At 44.3% G+C, this 25,702-nt stretch carries 22 protein-coding genes; 14 read left to right on the plus strand and 8 right to left on the minus strand.

Annotation, left to right across the window (positions count from 1 at the left end; all coding sequences use genetic code 11):
* Positions 1 to 29: 29 nt before the first annotated feature.
* Positions 30 to 1,106, minus strand: coding sequence for a murein transglycosylase A (gene mltA / locus ACK8OT_RS04005; protein ID WP_410195218.1), 1,077 nt, complete (start codon positions 1,104 to 1,106; stop codon positions 30 to 32).
* Between the two features lie 231 nt (positions 1,107 to 1,337).
* On the opposite strand from mltA, the gene ACK8OT_RS04010 reads away from it, so the two are divergent.
* Positions 1,338 to 2,288, plus strand: coding sequence for a substrate-binding domain-containing protein (locus ACK8OT_RS04010; RefSeq protein WP_410195219.1), 951 nt, complete (start codon positions 1,338 to 1,340; stop codon positions 2,286 to 2,288).
* A gap of 18 nt (positions 2,289 to 2,306) precedes the next feature.
* On the opposite strand, the gene ACK8OT_RS04015 is transcribed toward ACK8OT_RS04010, so the two are convergent.
* On the minus strand, positions 2,307 to 2,771 hold the full coding sequence (locus tag ACK8OT_RS04015; protein WP_410195220.1) for an RNA-binding S4 domain-containing protein: 465 nt from the start codon (positions 2,769 to 2,771) through the stop codon (positions 2,307 to 2,309).
* Positions 2,772 to 2,833: 62 nt separating this feature from the next.
* A complete protein-coding gene (locus ACK8OT_RS04020; protein ID WP_410195221.1) occupies positions 2,834 to 6,181 on the minus strand; it encodes an ATP-binding protein in 3,348 nt (1,115 codons plus the stop codon).
* A gap of 578 nt (positions 6,182 to 6,759) precedes the next feature.
* Between ACK8OT_RS04020 and ACK8OT_RS04025 the strand changes: the two genes are divergently transcribed.
* The 5 genes from ACK8OT_RS04025 to ACK8OT_RS04045 all read left to right on the plus strand — a co-directional run bounded on the left by ACK8OT_RS04025 (position 6,760) and on the right by ACK8OT_RS04045 (position 12,371).
* Positions 6,760 to 8,448 (plus strand): ABC transporter substrate-binding protein, encoded by a 1,689-nt coding sequence (locus ACK8OT_RS04025; protein WP_410195222.1) that lies wholly within the window; start codon positions 6,760 to 6,762, stop codon positions 8,446 to 8,448.
* 129 nt (positions 8,449 to 8,577) lie between these two features.
* Positions 8,578 to 9,555 (plus strand): ABC transporter permease, encoded by a 978-nt coding sequence (locus tag ACK8OT_RS04030; protein ID WP_410195223.1) that lies wholly within the window; start codon positions 8,578 to 8,580, stop codon positions 9,553 to 9,555.
* Positions 9,556 to 9,611: 56 nt separating this feature from the next.
* Complete coding sequence (locus ACK8OT_RS04035; RefSeq protein ID WP_410195224.1) at positions 9,612 to 10,562, plus strand: ABC transporter permease; 951 nt, start codon at positions 9,612 to 9,614, stop codon at positions 10,560 to 10,562.
* Positions 10,555 to 11,427 (plus strand): ABC transporter ATP-binding protein, encoded by an 873-nt coding sequence (locus ACK8OT_RS04040; protein ID WP_410195225.1) that lies wholly within the window; start codon positions 10,555 to 10,557, stop codon positions 11,425 to 11,427. Before ACK8OT_RS04035 ends, ACK8OT_RS04040 begins: the two co-directional genes overlap by 8 nt.
* Positions 11,424 to 12,371 (plus strand): ABC transporter ATP-binding protein, encoded by a 948-nt coding sequence (locus ACK8OT_RS04045; RefSeq protein ID WP_410195226.1) that lies wholly within the window; start codon positions 11,424 to 11,426, stop codon positions 12,369 to 12,371. Before ACK8OT_RS04040 ends, ACK8OT_RS04045 begins: the two co-directional genes overlap by 4 nt.
* 61 nt (positions 12,372 to 12,432) lie before the next feature.
* On the opposite strand, the gene ACK8OT_RS04050 is transcribed toward ACK8OT_RS04045, so the two are convergent.
* On the minus strand, positions 12,433 to 14,121 hold the full coding sequence (locus tag ACK8OT_RS04050; RefSeq protein WP_410195227.1) for an ABC transporter substrate-binding protein: 1,689 nt from the start codon (positions 14,119 to 14,121) through the stop codon (positions 12,433 to 12,435).
* Positions 14,122 to 14,720: 599 nt separating this feature from the next.
* On the opposite strand from ACK8OT_RS04050, the gene ACK8OT_RS04055 reads away from it, so the two are divergent.
* From ACK8OT_RS04055 to ACK8OT_RS04075, 5 genes are all read left to right on the plus strand, one after another.
* On the plus strand, positions 14,721 to 15,737 hold the full coding sequence (locus tag ACK8OT_RS04055; protein ID WP_410195228.1) for an amino acid ABC transporter substrate-binding protein: 1,017 nt from the start codon (positions 14,721 to 14,723) through the stop codon (positions 15,735 to 15,737).
* Positions 15,738 to 15,856: 119 nt separating this feature from the next.
* The gene (locus ACK8OT_RS04060; RefSeq protein ID WP_410195229.1) at positions 15,857 to 17,041 is read left to right on the plus strand and encodes an amino acid ABC transporter permease; all 1,185 of its coding nucleotides are present in this window, start codon (positions 15,857 to 15,859) and stop codon (positions 17,039 to 17,041) included.
* Between the two features lie 2 nt (positions 17,042 to 17,043).
* Positions 17,044 to 18,126, plus strand: coding sequence for an amino acid ABC transporter permease (locus ACK8OT_RS04065; RefSeq protein ID WP_410195230.1), 1,083 nt, complete (start codon positions 17,044 to 17,046; stop codon positions 18,124 to 18,126).
* A 27-nt stretch (positions 18,127 to 18,153) separates the two neighbouring features.
* On the plus strand, positions 18,154 to 18,882 hold the full coding sequence (locus tag ACK8OT_RS04070) for an amino acid ABC transporter ATP-binding protein (RefSeq protein WP_410195270.1): 729 nt from the start codon (positions 18,154 to 18,156) through the stop codon (positions 18,880 to 18,882).
* 138 nt (positions 18,883 to 19,020) lie between these two features.
* Positions 19,021 to 19,587, plus strand: a complete 567-nt coding sequence (locus ACK8OT_RS04075; RefSeq protein WP_410195231.1) for a glutathione S-transferase family protein — start codon at positions 19,021 to 19,023, stop codon at positions 19,585 to 19,587.
* Positions 19,588 to 19,665: 78 nt separating this feature from the next.
* On the opposite strand, the gene ACK8OT_RS04080 is transcribed toward ACK8OT_RS04075, so the two are convergent.
* Complete coding sequence (locus ACK8OT_RS04080; RefSeq protein ID WP_410195232.1) at positions 19,666 to 20,568, minus strand: DUF808 domain-containing protein; 903 nt, start codon at positions 20,566 to 20,568, stop codon at positions 19,666 to 19,668.
* A 96-nt stretch (positions 20,569 to 20,664) separates the two neighbouring features.
* On the opposite strand from ACK8OT_RS04080, the gene ACK8OT_RS04085 reads away from it, so the two are divergent.
* The gene (locus tag ACK8OT_RS04085) at positions 20,665 to 21,135 is read left to right on the plus strand and encodes a YcxB family protein (RefSeq protein WP_410195233.1); all 471 of its coding nucleotides are present in this window, start codon (positions 20,665 to 20,667) and stop codon (positions 21,133 to 21,135) included.
* A 209-nt stretch (positions 21,136 to 21,344) separates the two neighbouring features.
* Here the strand turns inward: ACK8OT_RS04085 and ACK8OT_RS04090 are convergent, their stop codons facing one another.
* Complete coding sequence (locus ACK8OT_RS04090) at positions 21,345 to 21,854, minus strand: M48 metallopeptidase family protein (RefSeq protein WP_410195234.1); 510 nt, start codon at positions 21,852 to 21,854, stop codon at positions 21,345 to 21,347.
* 68 nt (positions 21,855 to 21,922) lie between these two features.
* The gene (gene fusA / locus ACK8OT_RS04095; protein ID WP_410195235.1) at positions 21,923 to 24,010 is read right to left on the minus strand and encodes an elongation factor G; all 2,088 of its coding nucleotides are present in this window, start codon (positions 24,008 to 24,010) and stop codon (positions 21,923 to 21,925) included.
* Between the two features lie 302 nt (positions 24,011 to 24,312).
* Here fusA and ACK8OT_RS04100 point away from each other — a divergent pair, with 302 nt between their 5' ends.
* Positions 24,313 to 24,567, plus strand: a complete 255-nt coding sequence (locus ACK8OT_RS04100; protein ID WP_410195236.1) for a TIGR03643 family protein — start codon at positions 24,313 to 24,315, stop codon at positions 24,565 to 24,567.
* Between the two features lie 17 nt (positions 24,568 to 24,584).
* Here ACK8OT_RS04100 and ACK8OT_RS04105 read toward each other — a convergent pair whose 3' ends face one another.
* Positions 24,585 to 24,983 carry a cytochrome b562 gene (locus ACK8OT_RS04105; RefSeq protein ID WP_410195237.1) on the minus strand — a complete coding sequence of 133 codons (399 nt, stop codon included), beginning with the start codon at positions 24,981 to 24,983 and terminating at the stop codon, positions 24,585 to 24,587.
* Positions 24,984 to 25,165: 182 nt separating this feature from the next.
* Here ACK8OT_RS04105 and ACK8OT_RS04110 point away from each other — a divergent pair, with 182 nt between their 5' ends.
* A complete protein-coding gene (locus tag ACK8OT_RS04110) occupies positions 25,166 to 25,648 on the plus strand; it encodes an acyl-CoA thioesterase (protein WP_410195238.1) in 483 nt (160 codons plus the stop codon).
* Positions 25,649 to 25,702 lie beyond the last annotated feature (54 nt).

Genomic DNA, 25,702 nt, shown 5'->3' on the forward strand with positions numbered 1-25,702 from the left:
TAAGGCCAAAACTCGCGACGAAAGCAGAATTACTGGCTATTGCTCAATAGCCATACTCGGCCAAAGTGTTTGTAATAGCCGGCATTGCGGCCAGCTTGAATGCCTAAACCATGATACAAGTCTAAATGACTACCTTTGACCGCGCCGCCGGTATCCAGAACCATGAGCAGTTTTAATACATGATGACCGGTCCACTCGCCTTTGGCATCAAGTTGTGGCACTTCAGCCAAAATCACACTGCCCATGGGCAGATGACTGCGATCGCCCGCCACAGCAGCGCCGCCAATAAGTGGGATCCCCGCCGAGCCAATCACATCAAGCTGATCATTAGCTTTAAAGAAGACGAATGAAGCATTTTCTTCAAGTAGTGCCTGTAGGGTCGCTTCATCTTGCTGCAGCGCCCATTGTTTAATGGCTTCCAGCGACATTTTCTCACGCGGCACCTCGCCTTGTTCAATCAGTACTTTTCCGATACTGGTGTAAGCGTGACCATTTTTTCCAGCATACGCAAAGTACTGCTTATCGCCACCGTCTTCAAAATAGACAAACCCACTGCCTTGAACTTCAAGCATAAAGTTATCCAGTAATGATTTGCTGTATCCTATTTCTAACCCTTGATTGTCAAGCGCACCGGCATAAATCTCGGCGCGACTTGGACATTGCCCCTCGCAGTTTGGCATTGCATACAAAGGATACTTATAGATGGCATCGCGCTGGTGTTTAATCTTCATCACAGGTGAGAAATAGCCCGTGAATAAGACGTTACCTTGACCATCAGCGCCGCCCATTTGCGCCGCACTAATGCCATATTGGCTCAAGAAAGCGGGGTCACCATTTTGTTCAGCCCATTGCTCAACACGCTGATAAAGGCCGTTGTGTCGATTAACTAAATTAGGCGAACGCGTTTTAACTTTCTCGGCCTGTAAGGTAAACAAGCTGTAATCTCTCGGTTTATCACTTTGTACCCGCTCAACAGGAGTAAGCACTTGGGTAAAAGTTTGTTCAGATGACTGTTTGCCTAAGCTAGGCGTGGCTTTTTCATCTGGTGCACTGGAACAACTGACTAAGGCTAAAACACAAATACTGACACTGATAATTCGAAACATAAAATTCCCAAATGGTTCAAAGCGATAAAAATTGCGCTTTAGTTTACCGTTATTTCGGCGTCCTTCATATATTGCTAGTTTCAACAGTCCAATTTTTCGCAAAATGTGACACATTGACTAAATATTTGGTTCAAGATGAATTTAGTTGCAGCTGTTGCTGCCCATATAAGAAATAGTTACTTATACTAAAATAAAAGCAAAAGTTTACTACCTTATCCCAAGCGGCCATTTATGCTCAAAATAGCGTGTAGATTATTAAGTTTGATTATTCTTGTTTCAGCATCTGCACTTGCCGACACGCGCCCGCAGGCCAAGGTTCTGATCATACCGAAAGGGATTAATTTAACTTTTTGGCAAGTGGTCGAAGCAGGTGTAAAACAAGCCAGTAACGATCTCAATACACCGGTTATTTGGCGTGGTCCCTATAACGACGATGATCTGAACTCACAAATTGCCATTATACGTAACTACCTAGACTCAGACATCCAAGTCTTAGCCGTTGCGGCAATCGATGCCCATATGCTCACACCTTTTATTTTGCAATACCAACGCCGCGGCAAGCAGATACTGGTATTTGATTCAGAAGCCATTGGAGTCAATCCTCTTAGCTTCATCGCAAGTAATAATTACCAAGCTGGTGTTAGCTTAGTTAAATCTATCGAGAGCCATTTACCTAAGGAAATTCATGCCGTTATAGTGCAAAATGATAGCGGCCATGCCTCTACTGAGGACAGAGCTATCGGGATCCAAGAACAACTAAAAAAATACCCAGTCAGCTCGGTCAAACTCATTGATGGTGGCCCAACCCGAGGCAGTGCCCTACATGAAACCTATGACACCCTGGTTGCGCATCCGGAAATTAATCTTATTCTGACGGTGAATGAAGCGACAACTGAAGGCGCGGCCTTAGCGATTAGAAAGCTCAACCGCAGCAACGTAATCGTGGCTGGCTTTGACCTAAACGATACGATTTATCGCCTGCTAAATGAGGGGATAATCACCCAATTAGTGTTGCAAGACCCGTATGCCATGGGGTATCTGGTAATGCAACAGGCAGCTAAGTTGCTCGCCGGTGAACGCATCGAGCCTCGGTACGAGATCCCCATCAGATTAGTCAATAAACAAAGCTTAAGTGACGCTGATATAGCCGCGTTTTTACGCCAATATTTGGCCAGCGATTAACACACCGCCTTGGATTGTTTAAAACTTAATTTCGCGTCTGCCTGTTTGCTTGTCTATCTGAGTTGGTGATACCTGCTTGGACTGATTTTTTGCCCCTGCGTTTGCTTTAGGCTGTTTGGCCTTTTGGCTTTTTGCCGCACTTCTTTGATTGGTCGACTTGCTTGGCTGTGCTTTTTTTGCTTTCTGCAGTGGCTCTGATTCAGGCTTAGCCTTAGGTTTTGCTTTAGCGGCAACTTCTTCAACGGGTGCATCACAAAGCACTAAATAGAATTCACCATTAAACTGGATCACATCGCCATCATAAACCTTGCAACGTTTGCGGGTTTCAACTTCACCGTTAAGGGCAACATAGCCTTCGCTGATGGCCATTTTAGCTTCACCACCGCCACTAACCGCGTTGGCAATTTTAAGTACTTTGTAAAGTTCAATTGGCTGAGCGCTTACTTCAATACCAATTGCTTCAATTTCAATTTCTTCACTCACGCTTACTACCTTATTTAGCGAGCCATCTAGCCACGCAGTTTACCTAAATCACACCCTGACGGCTATTTTTGAGCAAAGTAATTTTTTACCTTCAACGCTAAAGCATCTAACTCAGTGACGCGCTCTTGCTCGGCTTGCTTACCACACTGCTGTTTTACAAAGGTAGCTGTGCGTAGCACATCGCGCCAGCGAGGAATTTTCGGTAATGTCTGAACCAAGAAGTATCTATCTAAAGTGCGAGTTTGCGCCGAAGATCGATCTAAATACACTTTCCAAATTTTACTTTCTTGGGCTAAATCTATTTTGGATTTTCCCGTTACATCTTGCCATAAGCTTAACGCACTGGTCATGATGGCTACCAGCACTTGGCGGTATTCCAGCTCAGATAAACTTGCTGTGCAACCTAGAGCTTGCCCCACATATTCCCCCTGAGTCTGAATTTGATGAAGCACAATACTGATATCCCCCATTGCACTGCCCTTATCATGGTAAACCTGAGAAACAAAGGCTTGTGAGCGAATTTTATCTCCATTGGCGGCGACAAAATCCAATTGCAGCTCAAATCTAGCCTGCTGAACTAAACCGCGAGAAATGCGCTCCAACTCAGATTCAGAAATGAGGGTATTTACTTCAGCACCTATAATATTGGCTTGCTCATAACCCAATAAACGCTGTGCTGCTTGGTTGAAAAATACCACCTGATTAAAAGGATTGATGATAAGTATTGCATCTTCAACATTTTCAAGTAGTTGAGTCATCCTTGCTTGGCTCGCTTGAAGTGCATTCTCGGCTTCAATACGCCTTGCAACCTCTTGTTTTAGCATTTTATTTTCTTGGCTAAACTGCGCCGCTTGTTTTAACTCTAATAAGTTATGAACACGAGCCAAAAGTTCGTCTTTCACAAACGGCTTCATCAAATAATCATTCGCTCCGGCATGAAAACCGGTCATGATATCTTTCACCCGCGTTTTGGCAGTGAGCATTAAAATCGGTAGCTGATCATTACTAAAGGTTTTGCGGACCTCTTGCGCCACGGTAAAACCACTAATTTTAGGCATCATGACGTCCAAGATAAGCAGGTCAACTCGTTGTTGCTGCAAAAATGTCAAGGCATCTTCACCATTGGTCATCAGTCTAATTTGATATCCAGCGAGACTAAGATGATTCTTCAGTACCTGTAAGTTCATTGGCTCGTCATCAACCACCAGAATACGTCGCCCAACCTGGGTCAATTCATCATTGGCTAAACTAGGTTGATTTTTCGCTTGCTCAACAGGTTCATGACTTTCCGCTAAACCATTGTAATACATATTATTTGTTGGCATCAGCATAGATCCAATCGGCTGGCAACGGCCAAGACTGAAACTAAAACAACTGCCCTTACCTTCTTCACTTGTGACACTTAAGTGCCCGTTCATCAAGCTGATCAACTGCTGAGAAATAGCCAAACCTAAGCCGCTGCCGCCTTGGCTTCGCGTTTCACTGCCATCTATTTGCTTAAAGGGATCAAATATTCTAGCTTGGTTAGCAGGTGCGATGCCCATGCCTGTGTCTTGCACCGCTATTCTGACTTGGTCACCTTGCAAAGCCACCGAAACGGTGATCTTGCCGCTGTCGGTATATTTGATGGCATTGTTCACCAGATTAAACAGTACCTGCTCAAACCGGATGGGGTCTGCCGTCACAAACAGCTCGTTAACCGGTAAGTCGGCTACTAATTCAAGGGACTTGCTGCCAATTAAATGCTCAGATAGGGCTAGCACTCCACCCACGGTCACATTGGCACTCACGCAGCTCAGATTCACGCGCAGACGATTATTTTTCACTTTATGAAAGTCTAGTAAGTCATCCACTAAATGGGCGAGACGTTTAGCTCCATTTAAGGCAAGGGTCAGCTGCTTGGTTTGCTCTTGACTACAAGGGCCTGCTACACCGTTAAGTACAGATTCAGTGATACCAATCACGCCTGTTAGTGGCGTGCGTAGTTCATGGGACGTGTTAGTTAAAAATTCATCCTTAATTTTATCGGCTTGGCGCAACGCTAGGTTTTGCTCGTTGATCACCGCAACCTTTTCTTCTAGCTGCTGATTGGTATCGTTGATCACCTTCATTTGATCGGTAATGGCATCTTGCATAACATCAAAATGTGCAGCCAAACGACCAATTTCATCACGGCGGCCTCGACCTAACAAGTGCCTGTCCCATTCACCCAATGTCACCGCTTCGGTCGCCAACATCAAAGATTCTAACGGTCTGGTTAGTGAGCGCGACAATAGATAAACAATGGCCGCGATAATGGCAACTGATACACAACCAATCAAAATGATTAGATTACGAAACCGTATACTTGAGGCTTGAATTTCACTGTTGGCTTGCTCGGCCACGATCACCCATTTTTGGCCCATTAGTTCTAAATTAATATACGCCGCTAATGTGGCAATGCCTTGATAGTTTTGTGTTAACAAGGTGCCTGAGTTATGCCGGTTAGAATGATGCAAGGCATCTAGCCATAGCGGAGTCTGTTGCTGGTGTAAATTGAGCAACTGATAGGCCATATCTTGAGTTTGCAAAGCCGATATAGGGTAGCCTTGCTTATTTAGTACATAAGTTTCCCCCGTCAGCCCTAATCCTTGGCGACTGGCCATGATTTTACTTAGGGGCTTGGTGGGCAGTGCATAAGCAATATAGCCAGTATAACGGCCATGATTGTTGATAGGCATGATAAAATAACTCACCACAGCTTGCTTGATGGCATCATAACTAAAGTCATAAAACAACATCGGCTTAGTCGTTTCAGCTGTCAGTGTGTTCCCTCGTTCGCGCTCTAATTCAACAAACGCTCGGCCTAAGGGTGAGGTTTGTAGTGACGATGCGCGTAGGTTTTCGGTAAAGTAACCATCCTTATTCGTGCTATACACTACCTGCCCCGATAAATTGATCAAAATAATGTCGTTAAAGTCGGAGACGGCTAAATAATCAATAAACCCGTCATGAAATCTATCATGTACATGAGCATAACTGCCCACTGTCATCCCCAGTTTAGAAGGTAAATTTTTAAAATCGCCCGCTTGCTGATAAGTTGCCAATAATAGCTCAGCCGCTTTGTCTGGCTCATCGGAAATTAAATCAAAGGCATAAGAAAAACCATAAAATCGACTCATGGCGTAACGAACAAAATCTGTATTGCTAAAATGTAATGCCTGTTGCCTTAAGCCAAGTAAATGCTGCTCTAAAGTGTTTTCCTTACTCAGGGCAATAGAATATAGGGTATCGGCTACCTGTTTATTATTGTTACTGACAAAGGATGCATGAAACACAATGGCAATCAGCGCCATCGGTGTGATCGATAAAAGTAAAAATGCTAAGCCAAGTTTAGCGCGAAAACTGATGTTTTTTATCTTTTGCAACAAAACGGGTTATTCCTACTGCTATTGGTGGTTCAAACAACATGACACAACAATGATATTTAATTTAGTTACCAGCAATCCGTTTTGGGTAACTCAAGCTGTTAAGCAACTCGGCAATAAATTTGTCCTAAGAAGGAGTTCTTACGATTTTTTTGTCCCTCATCCTAAACGCCTACTATGTCTTATGTCACTTTTCACTCAATAATCTCACTTAAATTTGACCTCTGTTGTGAGCCATCTCGCGAAATGCAATACGTTACGACAACACAGTATATTACTAATTATCAATAACTTAATATTGTGTTTTTACGTTATTTCTAAGACATTTACGAGTTTTTACATTGTTGTAACACATGTGCAGTGATTCAATGACTCTATCAAAGCGCTCATCAGATTAATGTTTGTCACGGGTGTTTTGGTTGGTTTGGTCAGCACTGATGAGATTGATATAACGCATGATTTAGGTAAAAGCCCGACTGCGTTCCACGCAATCTCAGTTGACCACCACCTTTTGGGAACTAGCAAGATGACTTCTAGTTGCCATAAAGTTTATTAACGACTTATTTCAAGGATGCAACAAGATGAAAAATTTGATCGTGAAAAGTACCCTCGCAGCCATGTTATCAAGCAGTGTTATCCTTCCGGTTGCGGCCGCGGGTGCGGGTGCGGGTGCGGATGATAATAAAGCCATTTTGAATATAGCACCGGTACAGCGCACCTCTTGGGTACGAAACTTTAACCCTTATAATCAAACCACGTTTTTGCCCACCACCAATGAATACATTTACGAGCCATTGGCTATCTACAATCCGATGCAAGGCGGTAAAATTCATTATCGCTTAGCCGACAATATCGAATTTAATAGTGATGCAACTGCCGCGGTTTTTACTCTACGTAAGGGTGTTAAGTGGTCAGATGGCGAAGAGTTTAACGCCGAAGACGTCAAGTTTAGTTTTGATTTGGTTAAGGCTAATCCCGCCCTTGATAGCCGCGCTATTTGGCAACGTATTAGCGCCGTTGAAGTACTTAACTCACATCAGGTCAAATTTAGTTTCCCTGAGCCAGACAGCGGCGCACCGATTGAAATTGTGCGCGTGCCTATCGTGGCCGAGCACATCTGGCGTGAAGTTAAAGATCCCGTCACCTTCACCAATGAAAACCCAGTTGGCACAGGGCCACTAACTGAAATTGAACGTTTTACCACTCGAGTTTACGTCCAATGTCGCAACCCCCATTACTGGGATGACGCCACCTTGAAAGTGGATTGTGTACGTTTGCCGCAATTAGCCAATAATGACCAAGTCTTAGCTGCTGCGCAAAAAGGCGAACTTGATTGGTTTGGTTCATTTTTACCAGATATCGACAAAACCTATGTGGCCAAAGATGCGCAAAACTTTAAGTACTGGTTTCCGGCCGACTCCATGGTGGCCTTTAATTTAAACCTAGCCAGTAACAATCCTGGCAACCGTAAAGCATTTAATGACGTGAACTTTCGCCGCGCTGTATCAATGGCCATGGATCGTAACAGCATGGTTAACATTGCAGGTTACGGTTACCCTACCCTTAACGAATACCCATCTGGCCTAGGAGCAGGTTATCACTCTTGGAATAATGACGAAGTAGATAAGAAATTCGGCCAATATTCTCGCTACGATATAAAGGCGGCTAAGGCCTTGTTACAACAAGCGGGCTACCAAGATAAAGATGGTGACGGCTACGTAGACAACCCGGATGGTTCGCCAATTGCGTTTTCAATCTTAGTGCCAAACGGCTGGACTGATTGGGTCAATACGGTACAAATTGCCGTCGATGGCCTACAAGAAATGGGCATTAACGCGAAAGTTTCCACACCCGAGGCAACCGCATGGACTTCGGCCTTAATCGATGGCTCTTATGACGCTGCTATCAATGCCTATTTTGCGGGTGTTACACCGCATTTAATGTACAACACGGCATTTCATAGCTCGCAGCTTGATAAAACGCGAATGAGCTCAACCCGATTTACCGATCCTGAGCTAGATAAGCTACTTGATCAGTTTTACTCCACCACGGACAAAGCCAAGCAGCAGCAAACCATGGGCCAAATTCAGATGATAGTGGCTGAAAACATGCCGTTTATCCCTGTGTTTAACAACCCAAGTTGGTATCAATACAACACCCAGCGCTTTGAAGGCTTCTTTAACGCTGACAACCCGATAGCGAAGCCGCAACCGCATCCAGGTAACCCTGAGCGACTATTGCACTTACTGAGCCTTAAGCCTAAGTCATAAAGCTAATAGCCCTTTTCTTAAGCCTATGATGAAACAGGCTTAAGAGCTGGCCAACTTGATTCCCCTTCAAGTTGGCCAACAACTCACCTGACCTAAGGTCCCCCATTTTGCTTTCATGAGGAGTCTGCTATGGACTTTGTATTACGTCGTCTTGGGTTTTACCTCATCGCATTTTTTTTTGCAGCGACATTTAATTTTTTCTTGCCTAGGTTAATGCCAGGTGATCCCATCACTGTAATGTTTTCCTCGCAAGGGAACCCGCTGCCAGTGGAAAGTTTGGCAGCCCTAAAAGAAACCTTCGGCTTTGTCGATGGTCCTTTGTATCAACAATATTTTGCTTATTTAAAAAGTGTCGTTACGTGGGATCTCGGCAGCTCGGTGAAATACTTCCCTCAAACTGTCAACGAAGTGCTTGGCCGCTCAATGATCTGGACCTTGTTCTTAGTTGGCACCTCGACCCTGATCAGCTTTTTCATTGGCTCGATTAGCGGCATCGTAGCGGCTTGGTATCGCGGAGGATGGTTAGACACCATATTGTCGCCCCTGTCCTTAGTGTTGCAGTCCATCCCCGCGGTAGTGCTTGCTCTACTATTTATGTTTGTGTTTGGTGTAGCCCTAAACTGGCTGCCGTTTTCTTATGCTTACAGCATTGAGCTCGACCCAGCGTTTAGTTGGGAATACATCAAAAGCGTACTCACACACGCCATCTTGCCGATCATCTCATTGGTTATCGTACAAATTGGCGGTTACCTGCTCACCATAAGAAATAACTTAATCAACCTATTGGGGGAAGACTACATAGTGATGGGGCGCGCCAAAGGCTTAAGTGAAAGCCGGGTGATGTTTAATTATGGCGCCCGCAATGCCCTACTCCCTTCCATTACGGCTTTCGCCATGACGGTAGGTGTGGTGTTGGGCGGCTCCTTGATTACCGAAGTTGTTTTTAACTACCCAGGTCTTGGCAATACCTTATTCGAAGCCATTGTGTCGCGTGATTACCCGGTGATCCAAGGTCAATTACTGATCATGACCTTGGCCATGTTGTCGGCTAATTTTGTCGCCGATATTGCGTATGTCTATTTAGATCCTCGCCTTCGCCGTGACTAACAATTGTGATTAAACCCTATTGAATTGAATCAATTATAAATAGTAAGGGAAGTATTATGGCTAATTTTTTAAAATTATTGCGCCGTAACAAAAAAGTCAGTTTTGGATTATTTATTGTCATAACCTATTTACTGATTGCCTTATCGGCACCATTAATTACCTCGCATGATCCCAATGATCGGGTGGCACGGCCCCATCAAGAGCCCAACGCAGAAAACGTGTTTGGCACCACCCGTATGGGTAGAGATGTTTATCATTTGTTCGTGCATGGCACAGCCACTTCATTGGCAGTCGGTTTTGGTGCAGGCCTGATCATCGTCGTGATAGGCACCGCCCTTGGTGTATCGGCGGGTTACTTTGGCGGCAAATATGACGAATTTGTCAGTTTAATTACGAATATTGCATTAGTGATCCCCCAGTTGCCCCTGTTGCTGGTATTAGCGGCCTTTATTGGCGAGGCCAGTCCATTGACCATAGCGATTATCATCGGCTTGACCAGCTGGGCATGGGGAGCAAGGGTCACGCGATCGCAAACTTTAACCCTAAGAAACAAAGAGTTTATCCATGCCAGTGAACTGGCCTGTGAGCCACCATGGCGTATCATCTTTGTGGAAATATTGCCAAATCTAAGCTCTATCATCGGCTTAAATTTCCTTGGCTCGATTATCTACACCATCATCACCGAAGCCACCTTAGAATTTCTTGGCTTAGGCGATCCCCTTGCTGTTAGCTGGGGCACTATGTTGTTTAACGCCCAAAATGCATCAGCCATGACTGTTGGTGCTTGGTGGGAAGTATTAGTGCCTTGTCTTGCCATTGCTATCTTGGGCATGGGCTTAGCACTACTTAACTTTGGTATTGACGAAATCGCTAACCCGCGACTTCGCACCTTTAGCGGTATTAAACGCTTTAACAAACGCATTAAACAACTACGTGCCAAGCAAGCCGAATCATCGGTTGCACAAACATCAAATTCAAACACGAAAGAGGTCGTATATCATGGCTAATCAACCTCATTTGAATAACACAAACAATACCCTTGAAGTCAAAGATCTTAGCGTTGATTACCTACTTGACGACAGTGAGTTTCGCGCCGTTAATCAGGTTAGCTTTAATATAGGCAAAGGGGAGATTTTTGGTTTAGCCGGAGAAAGTGGCTGCGGTAAAAGCACCATCGCTTTTGCTATCAGTCAACTACTTAGGCCACCTGCGTTTATCTCCGGCGGTCAAATTCTGTTAAATGGTCAAGACACCCTGACCATGGATAAACGGTCTTTAGCCGCGACACGTTGGTCCAAGGTCAGCATGGTATTTCAAAGTGCAATGAACAGCTTAAACCCTGTCCTCACCATTGAAGAGCAATTTCGCGATATGTTTTATCGTCATAAGGGTTATAGCCCGCAGGAAAGTGCCAAACGTGCAGGTCAATTACTTGAGTTAGTTGGCATTAGCCCAGATCGCTTAAAAGACTACCCTCACCAGTTCTCAGGCGGCATGCGTCAACGTATCGTGATTGCCATCGGTCTAGCATTAAACCCGGATTTACTCATCATGGATGAGCCCACCACGGCGTTGGACGTGGTAGTTCAACGTGAAATTTTGTTGCAAATCCATGCGCTGCGTAAAGAATTTGGCTTTTCGGTGCTCTTTATCACCCATGATCTTAGCTTAATGACGCAGCTTTGCGATCGCATTGGCGTCATGCTCAAAGGGGAATTGGTGGAAGTTGGCCTAGCCAAAGACATACTCCACATACCGCAACATGCCTATACCAAAAAGTTATGGCAATCCATACCGGCTGCCTTTGATCATCAACTTAAACAGCAACAAGCAACCAAGCTATCTAACATCGTCATGGAGGCTACTATATGATCGCATCTGAAACCGAGAACACCTTAATTCGTGTTCGCAATATGGTCAAAACCTTCAACACTGGCAAAGGGTTACATAAACGCCAAGTACATGCCTTAAGAAATGTCAGCTTTGATCTAAAAAAAGGCCAAGCGCTGGCCTTAGTGGGTGAAAGTGGCTCAGGCAAGAGCACCGTCGCTCGTTTGCTTACTCGAATGCATCAACATACCAGCGGCGAAGTATGCTATCGCGGTCAAGACATTAATGTATTTAATAGTCACAAAGAATTAGCTCAATATCGCCGTAACATACAGATGATTTTTCAAGATCCCTACGGCTCACTCAATCCAGCGCACACCATCTATCATCACTTAGCGCGGCCACTTTATACCCATGGCCATGTCACTAATGAGGCGGAGGCTAAAGCCAAGGTATTAGAGTTACTGAGAATGGTAGAGTTAGATCCTGACACCACGCCATCAAAATACCCTCATCAACTTTCAGGAGGGCAAAGACAACGGGTATCCATAGCCAGAACCATGGCCATCGGCGCTGAAATTATCCTCGCCGATGAGCCTACCAGTATGCTTGATGTATCTATTAGATTGGATATTTTAAAACTGCTTAATAAAATGAAACAGCAACAAGGGATCACTTTTTTATACATTACCCATGACATTGCTACTGCGCGTTATTTCGCCGAAGAAATTGCCATTATGTATCAAGGGCAAATTGTGGAATGGGGCGACACCAGCAGTGTGATAGACGATCCACAGCATCCTTACACTCGATTATTGTTATCTGCCGTACCCGATCCTCACATCAGTTTTAGTGAATCGGCTCAAGCGGGCCAAGCCTTATTAGATCAAGCGAATCTGATCAGAGAGCAAAGCTTAGCCCCTGTGACTAAGGTGCATCAATACAATCAACAGCACTTTTTCACTGAACATGAAACCGTATTTTAAGGAAGAAAAAAGGCCTTGGTATGTTAAACCAAGGCCCTGATAAAGATTGTTGTAGGTAGGATTAATTCATTACTGTTTTATCCGTATCCACAGGTGCGAGTGATAACACATGCAACAAACGCTCTGGAATATCGGGGTGGATCACCGGAATACCGCCCGGGTTTTCTTCGTTAAACCAACCGGTAAAACTCACATCATCGTATTGATAGTTAAAGTTTGAGCTGATCACCGGCACGGTAATTTGTTGGCTTGCAATACGCTCTTCAATGCGATGCATAATATCAAGGCGCTGCGCTTCATCATTGGTGCGGTTAAAACTGTCAATCAATTTGTCCAGCATAGGATCGACATAGTGATGCCCTGCAAATCTGTCTTTGTTCATTTGTGATGAATGAAAACCGGAATGATAGTAGCGATGAGGCGTCGCGCCCGCAAAGTAGTTAGTAAATTGCGCATCGTACTGTCCTGCTTTAACGCGATCCACCAACTCACCAAATTCGGGTGTGGCCATGGTCGCATTTATGCCTAGTTCATGCAGGCTTTCAATCGCGATTTCAACTGTTTGCACATGGTCTGACCAACCATTTGGCACTAAGATTTCAAAACTAAATTGACTGCCATCAGGGTTGTCTAGCCAGCCATCGTTATCTATATCCTTAAAGCCCACATCGCGAAGCAGCTTGGCCGCATGAGCTTTGTTGTAAGTATTATATTTACCGTACTTTTGACGAACCTTAGGATCGGACCAAGCCTTAAACTGGTCGCCTAAGCCACTTGGGTAATTATTCTCGACCCAGTAACCCGAGCCTGCTTCTTCAACCATGCGTTTACGATCCATGGCCATCGAAAAGGCGCGGCGAAAACTCAAATTATTAAAGGCCTTTTGGTTATTAGGATTTGGCGATTTAAAGTTCATTACAAACGAAGCAGAGCCCGCAGCTGGAAACCAGTGCTTGGTACTGGGGTTTTTACTCAGTAACACCTCTTCAATGTTTGGAATAAAAGACGAAGTCCAATCCAGTCGTCCTTTAATCGCCGCAGCCAATAATTCATCATTGCTGGTGATGATCGGACTTTGTAAGCAGTCTATCCTCAGCTGATCGTTTTGGTAGTAATGTGGGTTGCGACATTGCACATACACTTGCCAAGAAAACATCGGCACTTCGGTAAATGGGCCTGTCCCAACGGGGTTCGGGTTAGTAAAACTGGCAATATCTTGTTCCATTGAAAAAATATGCTTGGGCACGATGGGCGCACGTACAATACGAGTGGCAATGCCGGTATCCACCTTGTTCAGTTTAATACTCACGGTGTAAGCATTTTCTTTTTTAATGGCATCTATGTCATCGGCCAAACCGCGAACATCCAGTGCGCCGCCTCTGGCCGCTAAGCGTAACGAATAGACCACGTCATCGGCGGTAAAGGGAGTACCATCCGACCATTTAACATCACGGCGCAAATGAAACGTCAGCGTTTTTAAATCCGACGAAAAGCTGTGATCCGTTGCTAAACGATAAACAGGTTTACCGCCTTGTAGTTCGTTAAACACGATCAAAGGCTCATAAATAAACTGCATCGTAGTGGGTAAACGGTGGGCTGAATTGAATGGGTTGAAATTTCGCTGCCAAGATTGGCGAAATTCCGACACTATAGTCAATGACACGTTTTTGGCTTCGCTGATGGTGGGCGTAAGCGCCGTTGCCAGCATCCAACTGGAGGCCAACAATACGCTATAAGCTTTTCTGAGCATCTGGCTACTTTCCTTGTAACAATGAGTTTGTGATTGTCTGTCGCAACGCGATGGAACTTTTGCGCTAGCCGCTGGCACTAGCCGTTGGCGCTAGCCGCTGGCACTAGCCGCTACATTTCATTCACACTGACAAAATACTTTTGGCAGCGCTAAACCAATGTTGTTGCAGCAATTTGCTATTTTTATGACATTTATCAATGGCTATTTTATTCACAGATAAACAAATGTAAATCAATTACTTCTGGAAATATCATTAATTTGGCTTAAATTGTCCACTGCAACATTTTGATAACAACTTAAACTACCAAATCCCCCGACAAATCTACCTACAAGGTTTCTCTAAATGTGGCTCGTGTTGATCAAAATGGGTTAACCGGTCAGAAGCCGACGGTTTCACTACTTAACCCGTGCTAAGTAACAAAACCACCTAGATAAAAAAAGAAAAACAGTAAAAAAAACAACATCAAACTAAGCAAAACCTGTAACAGCGTCTAATGTTTATAGGTAAAGATTGTTATTCGTTTGTTACATCAACCTAATGACCAGCGATGCAACTGGCAAGGTTGATGGCTTTACCTACCACCCAAAAGGAATAAATGATGAATAGAACCAAAATTGCTTTATCCCTTGCCGCAGCTGTTGCACTTATTCCAATGACGGCTTCTGCAGACACACTTGAAACTGTGATGAAAAAAGGTGAATTGAACTGTGGGGTTTCAACAGGTATTCCAGGCTTTTCGGCCACGGATTCTAAAGGTGTTTGGGAAGGCATTGACGTTGATTTTTGTAAAGCTATCGCCAGTGCGGTTTTAGGTGATGCCAATAAAGTTAAATATGTCCCACTAACCGCTAAAGAGCGCTTTACCGCACTGCAAAGCGGTGAAATTGATGTGCTCGTTCGCTCTTCGACTTGGACATCAAGTCGAGATATTTCGCTAGGCTTAAATTTCACCGGTGTTAATTACTACGATGGCCAAGGCTTTTTGGTTAATAAATCTCTTGGCGTCTCATCTGCCACCGAGCTTAACGGGGCAACCTTTTGTATCCAAGCCGGTACCACCACAGAGCTTAACCTAACTGATTATTTCAAATCGCAAAATATGGAATACAAAGCAGTAACTTATGACACGTCAGGGCAAACCATCGACGGGTTTAAAAAAGGCCGCTGTGATGCCGTGACCTCGGATGCTTCTCAACTTTACGGCCTAAGACTAAAAATGGATAAGCCGGACTCGGTCATGGTGTTACCCGAAATCATTTCTAAAGAGCCATTAGGTCCAGTGGTACGCCAAGGTGACGACGGCTGGTTTAACATTGTGCGCTGGGCTTTATTTGCCACCCTAGAAGCCGAAGAGCTTGGCGTAACACAAGCCAACGTCGATGAAATGATGAAGTCTGACAACCCAAGTGTTAAACGCCTATTAGGTAGCTCAGGTGATACAGGCAAAAGCTTAGGCTTAGACGATAAATGGGCCTATAACATCATTAAACAAGTGGGCAACTATGGTGAAATGTTTGATCGCAACGTAGGCGAAGGCTCACCACTTAAAATCGACCGCGGCTTGAACAACCTTTGGAACAAAGGCGGCCTAATGTATCCAATGCCAATTAGATAACAACCTAGTAAGCGGCATTGCGCCCGCTCTTCACTCAGAGCGGGGATAAAGTGAGGCGCTGTTTAACTTAATCAGCCCTCACTTTTGGCCAATGTAGCCTAAACATGTGGATCAGAATTATGAGTAAACCTGCAGAGCCAGTCGCTGGTGTCCATTCTCTTAATAACCCCAAAGTAAGGGCGATTGTCTTCCAACTCCTTGCCCTTGCGGTCGTGTTCTTTGTCGCAGCCTATTTCACCAATAACATGTTTGACAACATTGAGGCGCGCGGCATTGAAACGGGGTTTTCTTTCTTAGATCAAGTTGCTGGGTTTGGTATCAGTCAAACCTTAGTTGAATATGATGATGGCAGTTCAACCTATTCAAGGGTGTTTCTAATTGGGGTACTAAATACCCTTTTAGTATCTGGTATTGCTATTTTCTTCACCACCATCTTAGGGCTAGTGATTGGTATTGCTCGTCTGTCAAAAAACTTTTTGATTGCTAAATTATCAATGGTATATATCGAAGTATTTCGTAATATTCCAATCTTATTGCAGATTTTATTTTGGTATAACGTGGTTCTCGCCGCCCTACCAAGTCCGCGCCAGAGTTATAGTTACTTTGACGAATTCTTCCTCAACAACCGTGGCTTTCTCATGCCAAAGCCCATTTTTGAAGATAACAGCGGTTACATCTTAGCGGCCTTTATTCTCGCCTGTATCGGTGTGGTTTTTCTCGCCCGTTGGGCAATTAAACGCCATGACGACACAGGCGAAGAATTCCCCATTTTTACCGTTGGTGGAGCCATCATCATTTTGGCCCCCATTTTGGTGTATTTTATTGCAGGTCAGCCTATTTCCAGTGAAGTACCTGAACTAAAAGGGTTTAACTTTCAAGGTGGTTGGGTAGTCATCCCCGAGCTATTGGCACTGGCCTTCGCGCTGAGTATTTATACTGCAACCTACATCGCAGAAGCGGTACGTGCAGGGATCGAATCTGTCCCAAAAGGACAAAAAGAAGCCGCCAACTCGTTAGGCCTGAAAGAGCATGTCATTCTACGTAAGGTTATCTTGCCGCAGGCACTTAGAGTCATTATTCCACCTGTTATTAATCAGTATCTTAACCTCGTTAAAAACTCATCGTTGGCAACTGCAATTGGTTACCCAGAAATAGTGACCCTGTTTTCTGGCACCACCCTCAACCAAGTAGGACAAGCGATTGAAATTATTTTGATGACGATGGCCGTGTATTTGGCGTTTAGCATCATCATCTCACTCCTGCTCAACTGGCTTAATGCCAAAATGCAAATTAAGGGGCGTTAATCATGGCGGTATATGACATTAAACAAGCCCAACCCGCGCCAGTTAATAACCATGGAGTCATCCATTGGCTTAAGGTTAATTTATTTAAAGACGTTAAAAACTCTTTGCTCTCATTATTGTGTATCTACTTTCTTTATCTTACCGTGCCGCCTTTACTGGACTGGTTGTTTTTTAGCGCCACGTGGACTGGTAGCCAAGATGAAGTCACAAAGGACGGGGCAAGATGGATTTTTATCATTGAAAAGTTCGATCAGTTTATTTACGGCTTTTACCCAGAGCATCTTCATTGGCGCCCGCTATTTGTGGCAGCCTTGACGATTGCCTTTATCGCCAGCGTCAAACTGTTAAAGAATATAAAGCTCAAGATCGTCATTATCTTGCTCTACCCTTTTGTGTCCCTGTTATTTATCTATGGCGGCTTAGGCCTTGAGGTCGTCGAAACAGATAAGTGGGGCGGCTTAATGTTAACTGTGATTGTTGCCGCTGTGGGCATTATCGCCTCCTTCCCCATAGGGATATTACTGGCACTCGGGCGTCAAGCCGAAAACATGCCTGTCGTCAAAACCTTGTGTATCACCTTTATTGAGTTTGTACGCGGGGTGCCGCTGATCACCATTTTATTTATGGCCTCTGTGGTTCTGCCTTTGTTCTTTCGCGACGGTCTTGATTTTGACAAATTATTGCGGGCACTGATCGGCATCACCCTATTCCAAGCCGCATATATCGCCGAGGTGGTGCGTGGTGGTTTACAAGCCATACCTAAAGGTCAATATGAAGCCAGTGAATCACTGGGACTAAACTATTGGCAAGGCATGATTTTAATCATCCTGCCGCAGGCGTTAAAAATTTCAATACCAAACCTCGTTGGGTCTTTTATCTCGCTGTTTAAAGATACCACCTTAGTGCTCATCATCGGCTTGTTCGATATTTTGGCCATGGTGACACTGACCAACAGTGATACTAATTGGCTAGGATATGAAGTTGAGGGCTATGTGTTTGTTACTTTTATTTACTGGGTCTTTTGCTTTTCTATGTCTCAGTATTCTAAATCCGTCGAAAGACGCTTTAATACTGAACTGAAATAGGTACCGCTTATGACGACAAATGAATTTATGATTCGAATGGAAAACGTAAACAAGTGGTACGGTGATTTCCATGTGTTAAAAGATGTTAACCTCAACGTGAAAAAAGGCGAAAAAGTGGTAATTTGTGGCCCATCTGGCTCGGGTAAATCCACCACCATCCGCTGCTTAAATCACCTTGAACAATTTCAACAAGGTCGCATTTACATAGGTGACACCGAGCTGATTGAGGACGTCAAAGTGGTTCGCCATATTCGTTCACAAGTCGGTATGGTGTTTCAACATTTCAACCTGTTTCCGCACTTATCTGTGCTGGAAAACTTAGTCATTGCCCCCACATGGGTTCATAAAAAACCGCGTAAAGAAGCCATTGAAACCGCCATGTACTATCTCGAACGGGTGAAAATTGCGAATCAGGCCAACAAATACCCCAACCAACTTTCCGGCGGTCAACAGCAGCGCGTCGCGATAGCGCGTTGTTTGTGTTTTAACCCTGAAATCATGTTATTTGACGAGCCAACGTCGGCACTTGATCCAGAGATGGTCTCAGAAGTTCTCGATGTGATGGTTGAACTGGCCGAAGGCGGTATCACCATGATATGTGTTACCCATGAGATGGGCTTTGCCAAAAAAGTGGCTGACCGAGTTATTTTTATGGATGCGGGTCAAATCATTGAAGAAAACGATCCCCATACCTTCTTTGAGCAACCGGAATCTGACCGACTAAAATTGTTCCTCGATCAAATATTATCTCATTAAGGCGGTTGAACGAGCCATTCATGCTATCTTCCAGCCGTGAACAGTTTTCTACATATAGCCACTTTATTTCTTTATAAGTGGCTATTTTTATTGTTATTCTTAAACTAAATTCTGCTTATCAAATCATTTGGAGCAACTATGAAGTTATACGGCAGTTATACCTCCCCCTTTGTCCGTCATTGTCGCATTGTCATCGCACAAACCGGATTAGCGTGCGAATTTATTGAAACCGATGCTGTCGCCAGTGCTGAAAAGTCACCCACCAAAAAAGTGCCATTTTTAGTAGATGGTGACATTACCCTGACCGACTCCGTGGTTATCATTCGATATCTCAGGGAAAAAGCGGGCCAATCTTTTTGCGCCGACATCCTCGATTTTGAGCTGTTTTGTATGGTGAACACGGTGATGGATGCCACTGTCAATATCTTCTTCTTAGAGATGCAAGACAATATTCATGCGACTGACAGTCAATACCTGACAAGGCAGCAAAGCAGAATAGATAGCGGATTAGCCTATTTAAATAACTGTGTATTGCCAAGCGCGCTGCCACTAACAGACGGTCAATTACGCCTTGCCTGTTACTTAGATTGGGGCATATTTAGAAAGCGGATCTCATTGGACTCTTACCCTGCCCTAACGCAATTATTAGCGCTCGCTAAGACAGATGCGATATTTAGCGAGACCACTCCTCCGGGTCATCAGTAAGCTAGTTACACGGCGCAGTTACTATCACTGCGCCGACAGCCTTTTTGATTAGCGATGATTCGCTAGCGGTTTAACTTATCATCCCTTGAACAGCTTTTGATAAACTTGCACTAGCGCGACAATCACGCAACCTGCAAAGATACCCACAACACCATTGAACAAAGTAGGCAGCACAGCCACAACTAAAGGCAAATGCGCCCATGTGGCCAATATCGGCTCTAACCAATGATGGATAGCACTGATACTGTGGGTCACAATCCCGCCACCCACCAAAAACATGGCGATGGTGCCAATGACGGCAAGAGATTTCATCAGATAAGGAGCAAAACCGACTAAACCTAAACCGCAGCGATGTAATATTTGACCCTGTTGATATCTATCTAACCAGTAAAAACCAAGATCATCCATCTTCACTATCATGGCCACTAAACCATATACCCCCACCGTCATCACCAGTGCAATCAAACTGACTACAAACACCTTGGTTAACATCACTTGGTCTTGAACCGTGCCAAGGGCAATCACAATGATTTCAGCGGACAAAATAAAATCGGTGCGAATGGCACCTTTAATTTTTGTTTGCTCATAGTCAGCTAAATCACCTTGCCAAGGTTCTGGATCAGGCTTTGCGCTGTGCTCCTTCGGGTGAAATAAACTATGAATGATTTTTTCAGCGCCTTCAAAACACAAAAATAAACCGCCGAGCAAAAGCAAAGGCGTGATCAACCATGGTATGAAAAAGCTGATCAGCAACGCTGCCGGCACTAAGATTAACTTGTTACGAAATGAGCCTTTCGCGACGGCCCACACCACAGGTAACTCACGTTCGGCTCTTACGCCAGTCACTTGCTGAGCATTCAGTGCCAAGTCATCGCCTAACACTCCGGCCGTTTTCTTCGCGGCCACCTTAGTCATCACAGCAACATCGTCTAAAACGGTCGCTATGTCATCGAGTAAGGTTAATAAACTCGCCCCTGCCATCTTCACTCCTAAAATATATATCAAGCCTTGCTCGATTCATGTTTGCCTTTTTGACCCTATGATATACTGCAATCAGTTGATATAGGATCCTAATTTATGCCATTAACCACAAGTTTTACACTTTCAAAACAATACCTTGAAGAATGCTATGATGAATCGTTGCCATACAGTAAACATACTAAGCCAAGATATGTTTTTATCACAATTTTATTTCTTTCAGGTGTTTTACTATTAAGCTTTACCGAACAACATCCGGTTGCAGGCAGTGTCCTCATAGGATTAGGCATTTTGGAAGTGGTTAGCTTTATTTATCGCCGGGCTTGGTGGTTAACAAGACAGATGTGGAGCCGCAGCGCCAACAGTGAAGTGGTGATCAGCATGGATGAGCAAGGTTTTAGGAGTAAAAACCCTTACACCGAAATGTTGTTGCCTTGGCAAGACATCAAACGTCATGTGGAAACGGATAAAGGCATTATTTTATTTGCGAAAAATGGGGCTCAAAGCTATATCTCTAAATCTGTGCTCACGGATGATATGGTTGGCATGATAAAAGAGCGTTGTTATTAAGACTCTCAAGGTTAATCATTTTTCGTATATTATGATCCGTTCCTAGGATCAAATAACAAATCTGGAATTCTTAGGAGCGAAATTTTATCCGCGAATCAGCACCAGATAAATTGCTTATTCCCTTGATTTTTCGCGATTTAAAAATCGCTCCTACCGGAAATATCACCTGCGGGCACGCTATTGTTTGCAAGATATAGCGGGTTGAAATGTCATTTATACAAAGGCCCAACTAATTCGAGTTGGGTCAAAAACAAGCGCGTATCCAGCTCTAACTGATGATAATCCGGCTGCATGTATTGGCACAGCTGATAAAACGCCTTGTTATGATCTTTTTCTTTTAAGTGGGCTAATTCGTGCACCACTATCATATTCAGCATTGGCTCGGGCGCTTGTTTGAATAAGCCTGCGATCCTAATTTCTTGTTTTGCTTTTAGCTTATTACCCTGTACACGAGAAACATAAGTATGAGTACCCAATGCATGCTTCACCAAGTGCAGCTTATTGTCATAGGTTACCTTGCTAATTGGTGCGCTTTGCTTGATGTAACGCTTCTTTAATCCCATCACGTAATCATAAAGGGATTTTTCACTCACCATTTGGTGTGGCTCGGGATACTTATTACGTAAGTATGTCCCTAGTTTTTCTGAAGCGACTAAATCGGAAACTGATTGCTGGATATTCAGAGGGTAACCCTGAACATATTTTAATACTGCGGACATTTTTCAAACCCAAAAAATAACCCCAGCCGCAAAGCAACTGGGGTTAATGAAGATTAAGTTAGAAAAGCTTATTTCTTAGCGTTTCTTTCTTTAACTTCAGCGATTACAACGTCAGCCACGTTTTGTGGACAAGCTTGGTAGTGAGCGAATTCCATAGAGAATTGACCACGACCAGAAGTCATTGTACGTAGGTGACCGATGTAACCGAACATTTCAGATAGAGGTACGTCAGCCTTGATACGAACGCCAGTTACGCCCGCTTCTTGGTCTTTGATCATACCGCGACGACGGTTTAAGTCACCGATTACGTCACCAACGTGGTCTTCTGGAGTGAACACGTCAACTTTCATGATAGGCTCAAGAAGTTGTGGACCCGCTTTCGGGATAGATTGACGGAATGCACCTTTCGCTGCAATTTCAAACGCAATGGCAGATGAGTCAACCGCGTGGAATGAACCGTCAAATAGTTCAACTTCAACGTCTAGTACTGGGAAGCCAGCTAGAACACCTTCTTCCATCATCATTTCAAAGCCTTTTTCTACTGCAGGCCAGAATTCTTTAGGAACGTTACCACCAACAACGGTTGATTTGAAAGTGAAGCCAGAGTTTTGCTCACCAGGACGGATGCGGTAGTCGATTTTACCGAACTGACCAGAACCACCAGATTGCTTCTTGTGCGTGTAGCTATCTTCAACTGCTTTAGTGATAGTTTCACGGTAAGCAACTTGTGGTTGACCTACGTTTAGCTCAACGCCGTAAGTACGCTTCAAGATGTCAACTTTGATATCTAAGTGAAGTTCACCCATACCTTTAAGGATGGTTTCACCTGAATCTTCGTCAGTTTCAACTTGGAATGATGGATCTTCTGCAACCATCTTACCGATAGCGATACCCATTTTCTCAGTTGAACCTTTGTCTTTTGGTGCAACAGCAATCGAGATTACTGGCTCAGGGAAGATCATTGGCTCAAGAGTACATTCATGCTTAGGATCACATAGAGTGTGACCAGTTTGAACGTTCTTCATACCCACAACCGCGATGATGTCACCGGCTTGTGCTTCAGTGATTTCGTTACGGTCGTCCGCTTGCATTTCACACATACGGCCGATACGCTCAGTTTTACCTGTTGCAGAGTTAAGGATGGTATCACCCTTCTTCATGCGACCTGAGTAAATACGGATAAAGGTAAGTGCACCGAAACGGTCGTCCATGATCTTGAACGCTAGCGCTTTTAGTGGCTGGTCAGGATCAACAGTCGCTACTTCACCAGTAGGCTCACCAGTTTCTGGATCAGTTAGCTCTTGTGGGTCAACTTCTGTTGGAGAAGGTAGGTAATCAACAACCGCATCAAGTACTAGTTGCATACCTTTGTTCTTGAACGCTGAACCACAGAAAGTTGGGAAGAAAGCTAGATCGCGTGTACCTTTACGGATACAAGCTTTTAGTTGCTCAATAGTCGGCTCTTCGCCTTCCATGTAAGCTTCCATTAGATCGTCGTCTTGTTCAACAGCTGTTTCAACTAGTTGCTCACGGTATTCTTCTACCTTGTCAACCATGTCAGCTGGGATGTCTTGGATTGAGTAGTTCTCAGGTAGGCCTGTCTCATCCCAAACATACGCTTGACGAGTTAGTAGGTCTACAACACCTACGAAATCTTCTTCGATACCGATAGGTAGAACCATAACTAGTGGGTTAGCCGCTAGTACGTCTTGTGTTTGCTTAACAACACGGTAGAAGTCAGCACCCATACGGTCTAGTTTGTTTACGAAAATGATACGTGCAACTTCAGATTCGTTAGCGTAACGCCAGTTAGTTTCTGACTGAGGTTCAACACCACCGCTACCACAGAATACGCCGATACCACCATCAAGTACTTTTAGAGAACGGTATACTTCAACTGTGAAGTCAACGTGTCCAGGAGTATCGATAACGTTTAGGCGGTGGCCTTTCCACTCACAAGTTACCGCAGCAGACTGGATGGTAATACCACGCTCAGCTTCCTGCTCCATGAAGTCAGTAGTAGACTCACCGTCGTGTACTTCACCGGTTTTATGGATTTTACCAGTAAGCTTTAGGATACGTTCTGTAGTAGTGGTCTTACCCGCATCAACGTGCGCGAAAATACCAATGTTTCTGTACTTTGATAGATCTGCCATTTGTTCACTCTGTTAATTTATATTAAATAAATGCGGCCGGAGTATAGCACGACTCACCACAAGGAAAATACTCTAATCAAAAAAGGTTCACCTTTAATGGCTAAATAACGTACTTTTTTACCCCAATTTGTCGGTCAGGCCATTCTCGTGCTTTTTTGTACAGCTGTCAGGACCGTAATTAATCAATTACTCAGCCGCGATTAACTACACAATCAAGCTACTGATTGCTTTTGATAAAAGCGACTAATCTATTTGCAAGGGAGCATCGTACTGGTTCACATCGCACAGGGAGAGATCATTAAATGAAACCAGAAGAGATATCACGCGTGATTGAAATGGCTTGGGAAGACCGCACCCCGTTTGAAGCCATTGCAACCAATTACGGTTTAAATGAAACAGCAACGATCAATTTGATGAGGCAACAACTCAGGCCCAGCAGCTTTAGATTATGGCGGGCACGGGTCACAGGAAGAAAAACCAAGCATGCCAAGCTACGCAATCCGGATATAACGAGAGGTTACTGCGCGACGCAATACAAGCCGCGCAGTAAAAAATGATGAGGGCTTAGCCAAGCTTAGCCAAAGAACTTTTGCCAAACACTCGGCTTGTCCTTTTTATGGTATTCCTTGCGCAAATCATCAATGGTTTTTAAATGCTGCTTAGCGTTTTCTAATTCACCCGCGGCTATCTCTTGTTTGATCAAGCTCACCGCTTGTTCAACCTTGTCCAAGCCTTCTAGAGAAACCGTTTTACGCTCACTGGGAAAAGGATAACGCTTGGCCGTGGCCACCAATTCGGAAAACGAATCAATATGCGCAGTAAAGGTCGCCAGATCTTGTGCCTTATAAGCTTGGCTCACTTCAAACTTCATTTTTTTCATAGTCGCTTCTAAATCTACTTGCGAAGCGAAGCTGGCGCTGAATGTATAAAGGCTTAACACCAAGGTAAGCATAAGTGATGACAAGGTTTTCATAACAATCCTTCTACTATACTGAGATAGACAACAAAAATAGGCCGCGCTATTTTACTGGAAAACCCTCGCTTCACCTAGTTCAACATGAAACAATCATTTCCAGCAAAGAATTAGCCTATTGATAGCAAGGACAATTTTTTATACCAAGCCATGGTTTATTTACAAAGCAGTAAGGGCAGCAAATGGGGCAACAACAAAGAGAAGTAACACTGCGTTTTTTAGCTGAGCCGCAGGATGTCAATTTTGGCGGTAAGGTGCACGGCGGTGCGGTGATGAAGTGGATAGATTTAGCGGCTTATGCCTGCGCAGCCGGTTGGAGTGGCAAATATTGTATTACCGCTTATGCTGGCGGTATTCGCTTTGTGTCGCCTATTTTGGTCGGTAATCTAGTCGAGGTCGATGCTAAAGTGGTTTATACCGGCTCTTCCTCCATGCACATCGCGATTGAGGTAACGGCTTGCGATCCTAAAGATCTGAACCGTAAAATCACCACTTACTGCATAGTGATCATGGTGGCGGTGGATGAAGCAGGTAAACCTACCCCAGTCCCCACTTGGGTGCCGATAACCGAAGATGATAAACGCCAACATGCCACTGCGCTAAAACTAATCGAGATGCGCAAGAAAATCAGCGATGAGATGGATCTGTATATGAAGCCACACTAGTTTGGTTAGAGGCCGCTGGGATCAGGGGCCTTGTTCATTGTGCTACGGTTTTTC

The sequence above is a fragment of the Motilimonas thetidivivens genome, from assembly GCF_046452435.1.
GTDB lineage: Bacteria > Pseudomonadota > Gammaproteobacteria > Enterobacterales > CBDFNC01 > Motilimonas.